At 72.8% G+C, this 14284-nt stretch carries 11 protein-coding genes; 7 read left to right on the forward strand and 4 right to left on the reverse strand.

Annotated features, from left to right (window positions below; translation table 11 throughout):
- Positions 1-6 precede the first annotated feature (6 nt).
- Positions 7-1635 carry an amidohydrolase family protein gene (locus ACFVWY_RS02865; protein ID WP_389866657.1) on the forward strand — a complete coding sequence of 543 codons (1629 nt, stop codon included), beginning with the start codon at positions 7-9 and terminating at the stop codon, positions 1633-1635.
- A gap of 7 nt (positions 1636-1642) precedes the next feature.
- Here ACFVWY_RS02865 and ACFVWY_RS02870 read toward each other — a convergent pair whose 3' ends face one another.
- Positions 1643-2479, reverse strand: a complete 837-nt coding sequence (locus ACFVWY_RS02870) for a siderophore-interacting protein (protein ID WP_389866660.1) — start codon at positions 2477-2479, stop codon at positions 1643-1645.
- A gap of 94 nt (positions 2480-2573) precedes the next feature.
- Here ACFVWY_RS02870 and ACFVWY_RS02875 point away from each other — a divergent pair, with 94 nt between their 5' ends.
- Positions 2574-3401: a TetR/AcrR family transcriptional regulator gene (locus ACFVWY_RS02875; protein WP_389866662.1), complete on the forward strand. Its 828-nt coding sequence runs from the start codon at positions 2574-2576 to the stop codon at positions 3399-3401.
- Between the two features lie 195 nt (positions 3402-3596).
- Here the strand turns inward: ACFVWY_RS02875 and ACFVWY_RS02880 are convergent, their stop codons facing one another.
- Positions 3597-4463 (reverse strand): serine protease, encoded by an 867-nt coding sequence (locus ACFVWY_RS02880; RefSeq protein ID WP_389866665.1) that lies wholly within the window; start codon positions 4461-4463, stop codon positions 3597-3599.
- Positions 4464-4873: 410 nt separating this feature from the next.
- On the opposite strand from ACFVWY_RS02880, the gene ACFVWY_RS02885 reads away from it, so the two are divergent.
- The 5 genes from ACFVWY_RS02885 (at position 4874) to ACFVWY_RS02905 (ending at position 10194) form a co-directional block, all read left to right on the forward strand.
- Entirely contained in the window at positions 4874-6085 is a 1212-nt protein-coding gene (locus tag ACFVWY_RS02885) for a pyridoxal phosphate-dependent aminotransferase (RefSeq protein ID WP_389866667.1), read from the forward strand.
- A gap of 77 nt (positions 6086-6162) precedes the next feature.
- Positions 6163-6561 carry a hypothetical protein gene (locus ACFVWY_RS02890; protein WP_389866669.1) on the forward strand — a complete coding sequence of 133 codons (399 nt, stop codon included), beginning with the start codon at positions 6163-6165 and terminating at the stop codon, positions 6559-6561.
- Positions 6562-6745: 184 nt separating this feature from the next.
- Complete coding sequence (locus tag ACFVWY_RS02895) at positions 6746-7849, forward strand: hypothetical protein (RefSeq protein WP_389866670.1); 1104 nt, start codon at positions 6746-6748, stop codon at positions 7847-7849.
- Positions 7850-7877: 28 nt separating this feature from the next.
- Positions 7878-9560: a substrate-binding domain-containing protein gene (locus ACFVWY_RS02900; RefSeq protein ID WP_389866672.1), complete on the forward strand. Its 1683-nt coding sequence runs from the start codon at positions 7878-7880 to the stop codon at positions 9558-9560.
- Entirely contained in the window at positions 9547-10194 is a 648-nt protein-coding gene (locus ACFVWY_RS02905; RefSeq protein ID WP_389866675.1) for a hypothetical protein, read from the forward strand. The genes ACFVWY_RS02900 and ACFVWY_RS02905 overlap by 14 nt, the downstream gene beginning before the upstream one ends.
- Positions 10195-10229: 35 nt before the next feature.
- On the opposite strand, the gene ACFVWY_RS02910 is transcribed toward ACFVWY_RS02905, so the two are convergent.
- Together ACFVWY_RS02910 and ACFVWY_RS02915 are read right to left on the reverse strand one after the other, a co-directional pair.
- Positions 10230-11996, reverse strand: a complete 1767-nt coding sequence (locus ACFVWY_RS02910; protein ID WP_389866678.1) for an Ig-like domain repeat protein — start codon at positions 11994-11996, stop codon at positions 10230-10232.
- Positions 11997-12272: 276 nt separating this feature from the next.
- Positions 12273-14096 carry a phosphoenolpyruvate carboxykinase (GTP) gene (locus ACFVWY_RS02915; protein ID WP_389866680.1) on the reverse strand — a complete coding sequence of 608 codons (1824 nt, stop codon included), beginning with the start codon at positions 14094-14096 and terminating at the stop codon, positions 12273-12275.
- Positions 14097-14284: the final 188 nt, after the last annotated feature.

Below are 14284 nucleotides of genomic sequence, written 5' to 3' on the forward strand. Positions count from 1 at the left end.
GCCCCCATGGACCTGGTCATCCGCAACGCCCACGTCGTCGACGGCACCGGCGCCCCCGGCCGCCGCGCCGACGTGGGCGTCCGCGACGGCCGGATCGCCGAGGTCCGCCCGGAGGGCGCGGCGGGCCCCCGCCCCTCCGGGCGCCGCGTCCTGGACGCCGACGGGCTGGCCCTCACGCCCGGCTTCATCGACATGCACGCGCACAGCGACCTCGCCCTGCTCCGCGACCCCGACCACAGCGCCAAGGCCGCGCAGGGCGTCACCCTCGAAGTGCTCGGCCAGGACGGCCTGTCGTACGCGCCGGTCGACGACCGGACGCTTGCCGAGGTCCGCCGCTCCATCAGCGGCTGGAACGGCGGCGCGCCCGAGGACACGAGCATCGACTTCGACTGGCGCACCGTCGGCGAGTACCTGGACCGGCTGGACCGCAACTTCGGCGGGCGGGGCATCGCGGTCAACGCCGCCTACCTGATCCCGCAGGGCACCGTCCGGATGTACGCGATGGGCTGGGAGGACCGCCCCGCCACCGCCGCCGAGCTGGACCGGATGCGGGAGCTCGTGGCCCGGGGCATGGCGGAGGGCGCGGTCGGCATGTCCTCCGGCCTCACCTACACCCCCGGCATGTACGCGGACGACTCCGAACTCACCGCGCTGTGCCAGGTGGTGGCCGCGCACGGCGGCTACTACTGCCCGCACCACCGCTCGTACGGAGCGGGCGCGCTCGACGCGTACACGGAGATGGTCCGCCTCACCCGGGACGCGGGCTGCCCCCTCCACCTCGCCCACGCCACCATGAACTTCGGCGTCAACAAGGACCGGGCCCCCGAGCTGCTCGCCCTGCTCGACGAGGCCCTCGACGCGGGCGCCGACATCTCGCTCGACACCTACCCGTACACCCCCGGCTGCACCACCCTCGTCGCGATGCTGCCGAGCTGGGCGAGCGAGGGCGGACCCGGGGCCCTGCTGGACCGCCTCACCGACGACGCCACGGCGGAGCGCATCCGCCACCACGTGGAGGAGCTGGGTTCGGACGGCTGCCACGGGGTGCCGATCGAGTGGGACACCATCGAGATCTCGGGGGTGACCGCGCCCGCCCTCGCCGACCACGTCGGCCGCACCGTGGCCGCCTCCGCCCGGCTGCGCGGCGAGACGCCCTGGACGACCGCGCGCCGCCTGCTGACCGAGGACCGGCTCGGCCCCACGATCCTCCAGCACGTGGGCCACGAGGAGAACGTACGCCGGATCATGCGCCACCGGGTGCACACCGGCGGCAGCGACGGCATCCTCCAGGGCGACAAGCCGCACCCCCGCGCCTACGGCACCTTCCCGCACTATCTCGGCCGGTACGTACGGGAGCTGGGCGTCCTGACCCTGGAGGAGTGCGTCGCCCACCTCACCTCCCGCCCGGCGAGGCGGCTGCGCCTGACCGACCGGGGGTACGTCCGCGAGGGCTACCGCGCCGACCTCGTCCTCCTCGACCCGCTGACGGTGGCCGCGGGCTCCACCTTCGAGGCGCCGCGCACGCTGCCGACGGGCATCCCTCACGTCCTGATCGACGGCCGCTTCGTCATCGAGAACGGCCGCCGCACCCAGGAACTGGCGGGCCGCGCCGTCCGCGGCACGGGCACCCGGTGAGCCCGCCTCACTCCCCCGCCTGCTCCTTCGCCCAGGCCAGGTCCTCCTCGGTCGGGGCGTCGTCCTGGGTGAGGCTGCGCCGCCAGTAGCCGGTGAACTCCACGGCCTCGCGGTCCATCCCGCGCTCCTCGACCAGATGGCGGCGCAGCGCCCGTACGGCACCCGCCTCACCGGCCAGCCACGCGGCCCCGGCCCCCTCCGGCAGCCGGGCCGCCCGCACCGCGTCGGGCAGCGCCCCGCCCCGGTTCCGGTGCACCCAGTGCACGGCCACCTCCGCCGCCGAGGGCAGCGGACGCTCCTCCGCCGCGTCGGCGACCTCGGCCCAGACGAGCGCCCGCGCCCCGGCGGGCAGGGACTCAAGGAGGGTGCCGAGCGCGGGGAGCGCCGCCTCGTCCCCGGCCAGCAGCAGCCAGTCGGCGGCGGGCAGCGGGCGGGCGTACAGCGACGAGGGGCCCACCATGCCGAGCACATCGCCGGGGCGTGCCTCCCGGCCGAAGCGGGCGGCGGGCCCGTCATCGCCGTGGAGCACGAAGTCGACCGTCATCACCCCGGCCGCCCGGTCGTGGCCGCGCACGGTGAAGCTCCGCATCAACGGCCGCTCGGGCCCGGGAATCGCCAGGTACGCCGCGTACCAGCGCATCCCGTACGTGTCGTCGGCGTCCGGCTCCGGCAGCCGGGGCAGGGCCTGGCCCGGCCTCGGGAAGCAGAGCTTCATCTGCTGGTCGGGCCGGTCCTCCAGCAGCTCCGCCAGCGCGTCCCCGGTGAAGGTGACGCGCGCCGTCCGCGGGGTGACCCGCTCGACCCCGACGACCCGTACGTATGACACGGCCAACGCCTGACCCATCGCCGCCCCCACCTCTCCGGTGATCGCTCCGCCTGATACCTTACGCTGTAAGGAATTATCGGGTGAGGTTACTTTACGGCGTAAGGAGTCGCAAGTGGTGGTCTTTGCCGGACAGGGCGACGCCCGGCGTTCGATGTCCCTGCTGTGGCGCGCCGGACCGACCGGGCAGTCCGCGCGGCGCCCCGCCCCCGGCCAGAAGCCCGGCCCGAAACCCAAGCTGAGCGTCGACGCGATCGTGGCGTCCGCGATCGCGCTCGCGGACGCCGAGGGGATGGCCGCGCTGTCGATGCGGGCGGTGGGCGCACGGCTCGGCCGCACGGCGATGGCGCTCTACACCTACGTCCCCGGCAAGAGCGAACTACTGGACCTGATGTACGACCAGGTCCACGCCGAACTGCCCGCGGACTACCCGGACGACGGCGACTGGCGGGCCGGCCTGACGGCGTGGGCGCACGACGGCCTGGAGTTCCACCTCCGCCACCCCTGGGTGCTCCAGGTCTCCCAGGCCCGCCCGGTGCTGGGCCCGCACGAATACGCGGGACTGGACACCCTGGTGCGGCTGCTGCGCGCGACCGGGCTGGACCCCCATGTGCTGCGGCGGCTGATCGGCACGCTGTCCCACTTCGTGCGCGGCTGCGCGGGTACGGTCGCCGAGGCGCGGCAGGCCGCGGCGGCGACGGGCGAGCCGGACGAACAGTGGTGGTTCGCGCGCTCGGCGCTGCTGGCCGAGGTGGCACCCGACCTCGCGGAGCGCTGTCCGCACCTCGCGGCACTGGAGGGCGCGAGCGCGCCCCGGGAGATGACGCCGGACGAGGAGTCGGTGCCGTACCTGGAACGGGAGGCGCGGGCGACCTTCGAGGCCGGGCTCGGGGTGCTGCTCGACGGGATCGCGGCGGCCGTCGACCGTGCGGCGAAGAGCTGAACGCGAAGAGCCGGACCCAACGGACCGGGCACGAAGCGCCGGACGGCCCCAACGGACCGGCGCGCCCGCCACGCACGACCGGCCACGCGCGACCGGCCTCGCGCGACAGGCCCGGCGCGGCCGACGGGCGGCGCGTCACCGCCGCGACGCCCCACGGCAACAGCGGGCATCGCGGCGGCGAAGGGGTTCACACGGTCAGGGCTTCGGCAGAACGCACCCGGCGCGGTTCAGGTCGAACTGGTTGCCGGGGCCGATGCACGGCACGATGCCGTACGTCTCCTGGGCGTAGTTGATGCCCTGGCGCACCGTCACGGTGCCGCTCTCGTCGACCTCGCACGGGTTGTTGTCCGTGCACCGCTGGCCGTCCTCGTTGCCGGTGTTGTTGACGGCGACGACCTTGCCGGTCGCGTTGTCGATCACCGGGGAGCCGGACGTACCGCCGATGGTCTGGCAGGCGGAGGTGTAGCGGACCGAGTCCTTCCAGGTCCACGAGCCTTCCTTGAGACGGTAGACGAAGCCGTCGACGTTGCAGGCGTACGTACGCTTCCAGTAGCCGGACACGACCGTGATCGCGGTGCCCTGGACCGGGTGCGCGGAGTTGAGCTCCAGCGCCTTGATGCCGTACGTGCTCTCTATCTGGGCGTAGGTGGAGGTGAGCTGATAGACCGAGATGTCGGTGTCGGTCATCGTCCCGTACGCGATCTTGCTGGCGCGCAGGGTGCCTACGCCGGTTCCCGACGCGTTCAGCAGGGTGAAGCTGCGCGTGGACGGCCGGTCGCGGACGACCTGGCCGGGCGCGGGAAACCCGGTCTCCATGCAGTGCCCGTTGGACAGCACCAGCGCGGGATCGCCCGGCTGTGAGCTGGGAGTGCGGACGACGGAGCCGGAACAGTTGCTCAGCGCCACGGTCCCGGCGAAGTTGACCGCCTTGGGCTTGACCGTCTCCTTGGCGGTGACGGGCGCCGCTCCGTCGCCGGCCGCGACGGTGGCGGCGGTAGCGGGCGCGACACCTGCCCCGAGGAGCAGAACGGAGAACAGCGCACCGACGAGAGGCTTCTTCATGGGGGGTCCTCTCAAATGACCTGGGCAGAAGCCCGACGGCCCCGCCCACCGAAGTCTTGCGAATTGACATGCGCATGTTGGCGCACAAGAGGACCCCCCACAAGGGTCGGTTTCAAGCCGTTCCGGGCCGTCTCGACGGACCGCCCCGGCGAACCCCGCGCGAGCCGCCGCGCCTCACCGCGTCCCCGCCCCGGCCCTCGCCCCGTGGCGCATCTCACCCGTCCGGACCCGTCACGGCCGCGCTCCGGTGCATTCGAAGCCACGGCGGCGCTCCCGCCCGGCGTTCCCACGGTGCCGGGCGGCGGGCACATGGCGATGGAAGACGGCACCGGGCGGGGCGGGCCGCCGGGCCGGGCGTTTGGGGAGGAAAGCCCCGGCGACGGGTGCGGGGCGGCCGTAAGCTCCCGGGCATGCAGGTCACCCAGTCCACGAAGCTCGCCAACGTCTGCTACGAAATCCGGGGCCCGGTGCTGGAGGAGGCGATGCGGCTGGAAGCGGCCGGTCACCGCATCCTCAAGCTGAACACCGGCAACCCCGCCGCGTTCGGTTTCGAGTGCCCGCCCGAGATCCTTGAGGACATCCTGCGCAACCTCTCCGGGGCGCACGGCTACGGCGACGCGAAGGGGCTGCCGTCCGCGCGGCGGGCGGTGGTGCAGCACTACCAGACCAAGGGCATCGCCCTCGACGTCGAGGACGTCTACCTGGGCAACGGCGTCTCCGAGCTGATCCAGATGTCGATGCAGGCACTGCTCGACGACGGCGACGAGGTGCTCGTCCCCGCCCCGGACTATCCCCTGTGGACGGCATCGGTATCACTGGCCGGCGGCACGGCGGTGCACTACCGGTGCGACGAACAGGCCGACTGGATGCCGGACCTGGCCGACATCGAGCGGCGGATCACCGACCGCACCAAGGCCCTGGTGATCATCAACCCGAACAACCCGACCGGCGCGGTGTACGACGAGGAGATGCTGCGCGGGCTGACGGAGATCGCCCGCCGCCACAGCCTGGTGGTCTGCTCCGACGAGATCTACGACCGCATCCTGTACGACGGCGCGACCCACACCCCGACCGCCGCACTCGCCCCCGATCTGCTGGTGCTCACGTTCAACGGGCTCTCCAAGAACTACCGGGTGGCCGGATACCGGTCGGGCTGGCTGGCCGTGTGCGGCCCGAAGGCCCACGCCGCCTCGTACATCGAGGGGCTGACGATCCTCGCCAACATGCGGCTCTGCGCCAACATGCCCTCGCAGCACGCCGTGGCCACCGCGCTGGGCGGGCGCCAGTCGATCGACGATCTGGTGCTGCCGGGCGGGCGCATCCTGGAGCAGCGGGACGCCGCTTACGACCTCCTGACTCGGATCCCGGGCGTGACCTGCGTGAAGCCGAAGGGGGCGCTGTACCTCTTCCCGCGCCTGGACCCCAAGGTCTACCCGATCAAGGACGACCGGCAGATGGTGCTCGACCTGTTGCGGGCCGAGAAGATCATGGTCGTGCACGGCACCGGCTTCAACTGGCCGGAACCCGACCACTTCCGGGTGGTGACCCTGCCCACGACCGAGGACCTGACGGACGCGGTGACCCGGATCGCGCACTTCCTGGACGGATACGGCCAACCGTAGAGAGCTCTTTCGATCGCAGATAACTTTAGACTGATTCCAATGTAGGATGGACCTACTGCACTTCCAGGAGGCCGTCCATGTACGAACCGATCCGCACCAAGTCGGTCCACACACCGGCTGACCACGCCGGCGACTTCCCGGGCCGCTCCCGTGAGGAAGAGCTGGACATCCAGCTCGCCGGGCACCTGGCCGCACTCCTCGCGGTCACCGACGAACTGGGTCTCGGCGCGGCGGGCGACCGCATCGCCGCACAGGTCGCCCGGCTGCGGGGCGCACCGCCCGCCCGGCACGCCGGCCGGACCGCCGCCCCCGCGTCCGCCCTGCACCGCCGCGCACACGCCCTCGCGGGCCGCGCGCTGGTGGTCGCCGCGTCGCGCGCCGACACGGCCGCGGCGATCCTCGCGGCCGAGCGCATGGACGCCCACGCCGCGGCGCTCGCCGCCCCCGCGCCGACCCCGCTGGTCGGCGCCCGCTGACGGCCCCGGTCCCCGCGGCGTCCAGGCGCGCGGACCGGGCGCCCCCCACCACTGAAGCGGACCAGGCGCCCCCACCACTGAAGCGGGCCGGGCGTTCGCACCCTGAAGCGGGCCGGGCGTTCGCGCCCCCGTTGCGTACTGGGATCAGCGCTTCACCTCTCGTCCACCCGACTCGGCCCGGAATGTGGGTTTCCGCGAGCAGGCTTCGGCTGTGAGACGCATCGTGGGAATCATTCTGGCGGTGCTGCTGATCGGCGGGGTGGCCATAGCCGTCGCAGCGGGCCGCGACAGCAAGGACCCGAGCACGGCACCGAGGACCGTGCGGGGAGTCATCGGTTCGGAGAAGGCCGAGTTCTTCGCCGATCCCGACGTGGTGAAGGCCCTCGCCGACCGGAGGATCGTCGTCAGGGCGGAGACCTCCGGGTCCTGGGCGATGGACCGGCTCTCCCTCAAGGGGTACGACTTCGCCTTCCCCGGCTCGAAGGCCCCGGCCGACGACCTCCAGCGCCACTCGGCCGTCACCGGCGGACCGCTCCGCCCCTTCTACTCCCCGCTGGTCGTCGTCGCGCACCGGGCCGCCGCCCAGGTCCTGGCCGCCAACGGCCTCGCCGCGCTGAACGGGCACACCAGCGGAAAGCTGCTGATGGGGCCCTACCTCCGGGCCGCCCGCGCCGACCGGACCTGGCAGCAGCTCAAAGGGGCGGCGAAGCACGCCGAGCTGACCGGCACGGTGTTCATCACCAGCACCGACCCCGTCTCGTCCAACTCCGGCGCCCTCTACCTCGCCGCCGCGTCCTACGTCGCCGACGGCGGCCGGGTCGCCGCCGACAGCGCCGCGATCGGCCGCACCGCCCCGCTCCTGAGAAAACTGATCCAGGTCCAGGGAGCCCAGCAGACCAGCAGCGACGCCCCGTTCCGGGACTTCATCAGCGGGGTCGGCAACCCCCTGGTGCTGGTGTACGAGTCCCAGGTCGCCTCGCTGCTGATGCAGCGGCAGGACGCCGGTGACCTGGTCCTCCTCTACCCCGACACCACCGTGTCCAGCGACCACACCCTGGTGCCCCTGACCGCCGAGGGCCGACGGCTGGGCGAACTCCTCTCCACCGACCCGAAGTTGCGCAGGCTCGCCGTACGCCACGGCTTCCGCCCGCAGGGCGCCGCGGCCGAGTTCACCGCCGCGACCGCCGGTCACACCGGTTACATCGACCAGAAGCTGACCGGGGTCCGCCAGGCGCCCGTGCCCACCGCGACGGTGCTGCGCGCGATGGCCCGGCGGACCCGCGGCTGACACCCACGCCTCCCGGGAGACCCCAGCCATGACCCCAGAGCCCCGGCCGCTCCCCCTCGGGCGGCCCCGGACGACCGCGCAACCCCGCCCGGGGCGGCCGGGAGGGCCGCGGCGCCGGGCACTGCGCCCGCTGCTCGCCCTGCTGTCCGCCGCCGTCCTCCTCCCCCTGGGCGCCTGTTCCGGCCCGGACGGCGACAGCGCCTCCGCCGGGGCCTTTGGGCACCGGGACGGCGGGCAGCGGCCCGGCACCCTGCGCATCCTGGCCTCCAGCGAACTCGCCGATATGAAGCCCCTGCTGGAGGAGGCCCGCAAGGCCACCGGGATCACGGTGCGGCCCACCTGGACCGGCACCCTCGACGCCGTCGAACAGCTCGGCTCCGGCACGGCGGACCGGGCGTACGACGCGGTCTGGCTCTCCTCGAACGACGCTCTGCGGCTGCACCCGGACGCCGCCGCGCACATCACTTCGGAGACCCCGCTGATGACCTCGCCGGTCGCCCTCGGGGTCCGTCCGGCGACGGTGAGGCGCCTGGGCTGGCGCCCCTCGGAGGTGACCTGGCCGCAGGTGCACCGGGCGGTCGCCGAGGGCCGTCTCACGTACGGGATGACCGACCCGGCCCGCTCCCACTCCGGCTTCTCCGCGCTGGTCTCGGTCGCCTCCGGGCTCTCGGGAGCCCAGTCCGCGCTGACCGACGCCGATGTGCGCGGGGCGGCCGGGAAGCTGAAGGAGTTCTTCGCCGGACAGCGGCTGACCTCCGGCTCCTCGGGCTGGCTGGCCACCGCCTACGCCCGGCGCGGCACCGTCGACGCACTGATCAACTACGAGTCGGTGCTGCTCTCCCTGAACCGCGACAGCCACACCGGGCTGACCGTGATCCGCCCCCGCGACGGGGTGCTGACGGCCGACTACCCGCTCAGCGCGCTCGCCGCCGCCACCCCCGGGGCCAAGGACGCGGTCCGCGCGCTGACCGCGTACTTCCGCAGCCCCGGCGTCCAGCGGAAGCTGACCCGGGACACCTTCCGCCGCCCGGTCGTGCCCTCGGTACGGCCCGCGCCGCCGCTCGCCGCCGACGCCCGGCGCGAACTGCCCTTCCCCGGTTCCCGTTCCGTCGCCGACGGGCTGCTGCACGCCTACGAGAACAAGCTGCGCCGCCCCTCGCGCACGGTGTACGTGCTGGACACCTCCGGTTCGATGGCCGGGGAGCGGCTGAAGGCGCTGAAGGCGGCGCTGACCGGGCTGACCGAGGACTTCCGGGAACGCGAGGAAGTCACCCTGCTCCCGTTCGGCTCGTCCGTGAAACGGGTCCGCACCCACACCGTCGATCCGGCCGACCCGCGCCGGGGCCTGGACGCGCTCCGGGCGGACACCGCCGCGCTGAGCGCCGGGGGCGAGACGGCGATCTACTCCAGCCTGAAGTCGGCGTACGAGCGGATCGGGGAGGACACCGAGTCCGCGTTCACCTCGATCGTGCTGATGACGGACGGCGAGAACACCAGCGGCGAGACCGCCCGCGGTTTCGCCTCCTACTACCGCGCGCTGCCCGAGGCCCGCCGGGCCACCCCGGTCTTCCCGGTCGTCTTCGGCGACTCGGACCGGGCGGAGCTGGACCGGATCGCCGGCATGACCGGCGGCCGTCTCTTCGACGCGACGAAGGAGCGGGGGCCGGGTTCGCTGGACGGCGCCTTCGAGGAGATCCGTGGCTACCAGTAGAAGCGGGCCGAGAACGCCGGGCGGGGGGCTCGCGGGCCGGGCGCTGGCCTGCCTGGAGTCGCGGAAGAACCTCGCCGGCTGCACCGGCGGGCTGGCGGGCCTCGCCCTCACCTTCACCGGGCTCGCCGGGGCGTACTGGCCCGTGGTGGTCGCCGGGCTGTACGCGGCGGGCGCGCTGATCGCGTCGCCCGAGCGCCTGCCCGCGCCGGAGTTCCCTGACGCGTCGTCGCGGCTGGACGCGGTGCGGGAGGACTTCGGGACGCTGCGGGAGTACCTGGACGCGGTGGAGCTGCCGCCCGCCGCGTCCGGCCGCCTCACCGAGCTGCTGGAGCTGCTGGACGGGCTCCTCGCCCCCGGCTGGATGTCCAGGGCCCTGGCCGCCGACCCGGGGGGCGTCCACCTCCTGTCCCGTGCCGTGCACCAGGACGTCCCGGAAGCGGTCGACACCTTCGTACGGACCCGTTGGTGGACACGGATCGCGCCCGGCGCGGAGCCGCCCGAACGGCAGCTGGAACAGCAACTGGCCCTGCTGCACCGCGAGGCGGCGGCGCTGGCGGCCGGGCTGCGGGAGACGGAGGCCCGCCGCCAGCGGTCCCACACCCGCCATCTGGAGGACCGGGGCCGGAACGGATAGTCCCGGCCCCGGGTTCCACCACGGTGCCGCGGGCGTCAGTTGCGGACGCGCACCGTCGCCGACGCCGTCGCGCCGTCGTGCAGCTCGTCACCGGCGTAGCCGATCTCGTACGTCACCTGGCCCGCGGCGCGCGGCAGGTCGTGGACGGTGAAGCTGCCGTCCGCGGCGACGGCGGCCGAGGTCAGGGTGCCGGTGCCCTTCCGGTCGGTGCGCACCACGGAGAGCGTGATCCCGGCGGGGAGCGCCCTGCCCCGGCCGGTGAGGGTGCCGGTGATCGTCAGCCCCTCGCTCTTGACCGCCTCCGCGGGGGCCTGGAGCGTGACGGTGGTGGGGGCCTTGGCGACGGTGACGGCGAGGGTGACGTCCTCGGCCGGCCGGTGGGTGATGTCGCCGGTGAAGGAGACGGTGTACGTGGCGTCGCCGACCAGGGACGGAACGTCGAGGACGGTGAACGAGCCGTCGGCCTCGGCCTCGACGGCGGCCAGCTTGCGGTCGCCGTTGGCGTCGTGCCGTACCGCCGTCACCCGGACCGGTTCGGCGGGGGCGGGCCCGTCCAGTTCGAGGCGGCCCCTGATCCCGGCCGGTTCGCCGACGACGGGCTGCCCCGGGGTGGTGGAGAGCCCGCCGGTGAACCGGGAGTCGTACTGGGCGGCCGGGGGCTGGATGACGTGCAGCCAGTACTCGGTGCCCGCCCTGTTGGTGGTGACGGCGAACAGCCGCGAGCCGTCCGCCGACCAGCCGAGCCCGCGCGGCGCGACCCGGTCCCCGTCCAGCGCGCCTTCGAAGGCGAACTCCAGCGGGGTCCGGCCGGACGCCGGGTCCGCGGGCTGCACCAGCAGGTCGGGCACACCGCCCGTGGCGGTGGCGCCGCGCGCGATGTAGGTGCCGTCCCCGCTGAAGGCGACCGCGGACGCCGTGGCGCCCTCGGGCAGCGGCTGGTACGCGACCGGCGCGTCGGACAGGTCGGCGGCCTCCAGGAGCCGGGTGCCGTACGCGGCGTCGGCGACCGCGATCCGCCGCCCGTCGGGCGACTGCGCCACGTCCTTCATGTCGAGCCCGCCCTGGCCCTGGGCGTCCGCGAACCGGCGCTGCGGACCGCGTACGAGCGTGTCGCCGGTCGCGTCGAAGGTGGTCACGAAGGGGTCGGTCTCGGCGGCGGTGCGGGTCTGCGCCATCACGAAGCGGTCGGGGACCTCGGGGTCGCTCTCCAGCCGCAGCCTGCTGGCCGCGTTCCACCCGGTGTTGACCAGCTTGCTGTCCGCCGTGCCGTACAGCGTGCTCCGGAAGGCGGCGCAGTCGGTGCCGTTGTACGGCGTCTCCGCGTGCCACGGCTTGCCCCCGGCGACGGCGACGTCGCGCGGGCACATCGGGGCGGTCGCGGTGGCGACCGCGCCGGTGCGTTCCCAGGTCACGGTGTCGAGGGCGAGGACGGCCGAGGACTGCGAGACGTAGAGCGTCCCGCTGTCCGCGCTCAGCGCCATCCCGGACGGGACGGTGCCGACGGACACCGATCCCGTCTTCTGTCCCTCGAAGTTGTAGATGTGGACCACGTTGTTCGTGGTGCGGTCCTGTCCGTCCGTGACGTAGACCCGCTCGTGCACCGAGTCGACGACCATCGCCGCGTACGAGGACATCGGCAGCTTGGCCACGGTGTCCCCGGGCACGGCACCGTCCGCCGCGCGGGCGACGGGCGGGGCGAGCGCGGTGAGGCCCGCGGTGCCGAGTGTCAGCGCGACGAGCGTCGCCGCGATGCGTACGGAGTGCTGCTTCCCACTCGGATTCCTGCTCGGCTTCCTGTTCAACTGAGTCCCCCACAGGCTCTGTTGCCCCGGCCGACCAAGCCGGAGCATATGTGAAGGATCATCGAAGCGTTGTGAAGGCCCTGTGCGCAACTCCCGGGCGATCCACGGATGTTCCACGCGAAAGCCGCCGAAAAGGGGGCGGCCCCCGGAATCGTGAGGGGATTCCGGGGGCCGTCGTGCCGCGGCGGGCTGTTGACCCCACAGGTCAGGGCGGACGTCCGAGGCCCGGCCGCGGGGGCGTGCGGGGCGCACCCGCGCGGGTGCGCCCGGGTGGCGTCAGCCCAGACGCTCAACCAGCGCGTGGTACTCGTCCCACAGCGCCTTGGGCGTGTGGTCGCCGAAGGTGTTGAGGTGCGCGGGGATCAGCGAGGCCTCCTCACGCCAGACCTCCTTGTCGACGTCGAGGAGGAAGTCCAGGTCGGCCTCGGAGAGGTCCAGGCCCTCGGTGTCGAGCGAGCCCTTGGCCGGCAGGACGCCGATCGGGGAGTCGACGCCCTCGGCGCGGCCGTCGAGGCGGTCGACGATCCACTTCAGGACGCGGCTGTTCTCGCCGAAGCCGGGCCACACGAACTTGCCCGCGTCGTTCTTGCGGAACCAGTTCACGTAGTAGATCTTCGGGAGCTTGGACTGGTCCTTGTCCGCGCCGACCTTGATCCAGTGGTTCATGTAGTCGCCCATGTTGTAGCCGCAGAACGGCAGCATGGCGAACGGGTCGCGGCGCAGCTCGCCGACCTTGCCCTCGGCGGCGGCGGTCTTCTCGGAGGCCACGTTGGCCCCGAGGAAGACGCCGTGCTGCCAGGTGAAGGACTCGGTGACCAGCGGGACCGCGGAGGCGCGGCGGCCACCGAAGAGGATGGCCGAGATCGGCACGCCCTTCGGGTCCTCCCACTCCGGAGCGATGATCGGGCACTGCCCGGCCGGGACCGTGAAGCGGGCGTTGGGGTGGGCGGCGGGGGTGTCGGACGCGGGCGTCCAGTCGTTGCCCTTCCAGTCGGTGAGGTGGGCCGGAGCGGTCTCCGTCATGCCCTCCCACCAGACGTCGCCGTCGTCGGTGAGCGCGACGTTGGTGAAGACGGAGTTGCCCCACATCGTCTTCATGGCGTTGGCGTTGGTGTGCTCGCCGGTGCCGGGCGCGACGCCGAAGAAGCCGGCCTCGGGGTTGATCGCGTAGAGGCGGCCGTCCTCACCGAAGCGCATCCAGGCGATGTCGTCGCCGATGGTCTCCACGGTCCAGCCGGGGACCGTCGGCTCCAGCATGGCGAGGTTGGTCTTGCCGCAGGCGGATGGGAAGGCCGCCGCGACGTACTTCGCCTCGCCCTGCGGCGGGGTGAGCTTGAGGATCAGCATGTGCTCGGCGAGCCAGCCCTCGTCACGCGCCATGACGGAGGCGATGCGCAGCGCGTAGCACTTCTTGCCCAGCAGGGCGTTGCCGCCGTAGCCGGAGCCGTAGGACCAGATCTCGCGGTCCTCGGGGAAGTGCGAGATGTACTTGGTGGAGTTGCACGGCCACGGAACGTCCTCCTGGCCCTCCTCCAGCGGGGCGCCCAGGGTGTGCACGGCCTTGACGAAGAAGCCGTCGGTGCCGAGCTCGTCCAGCACGGCCTGCCCCATGCGCGTCATGGTGCGCATCGAGACGGCGACGTAGGCGGAGTCGGTGATCTCGACGCCGATCGCGGAGAGCGGGGAGCCGACGGGGCCCATGCAGAAGGGGACGACGTACATCGTGCGACCGCGCATCGAGCCGCGGAAGACACCCTTCTCACCGGTGAAGATCTCCCGCATCTCGGCGGGATCCTTCCAGTGGTTCGTCGGACCGGCGTCCTCCTCCTTCTCGGAGCAGATGAACGTACGGTCCTCGACGCGGGCGACATCGCTCGGGTCGGACGCGGCGTAGTAGGAGTTCGGGCGCTTTTCCTCGTCCAGCTTGGTGAAGGTGCCCTTGGCGACGAGCTCCCCGCACAGGCGCTCGTACTCGGCCTCGGAACCGTCGCACCAGACCACCTGGTCGGGTTCCGTTATCGCCGCGATCTCGTTCACCCAGGAGATGAGCTCCGGGTGACCGGTGGGAAGAGTGGGGGGAGCCGCGATGTCGCGCGCCACGATCGCTCCTTGTTGAGGGTGTCTGCTTGGTAGGTGCCCCGTGGGGGCTGCGACCCGGATGCTTCGACCCCTTCGAATCTTGCTGGCGCTCATCCGGTGCCGACCGCACTCATTTGATCATCCGCCCGTTTCGCCCATATGTCCAGGGGGCCGCACACGTGAGCATCGCCACTCCGATCGGTTACCTA

This window comes from Streptomyces sp. NPDC058195 (assembly GCF_042883525.1).
Taxonomy (GTDB): Bacteria; Actinomycetota; Actinomycetes; order Streptomycetales; family Streptomycetaceae; genus Streptomyces.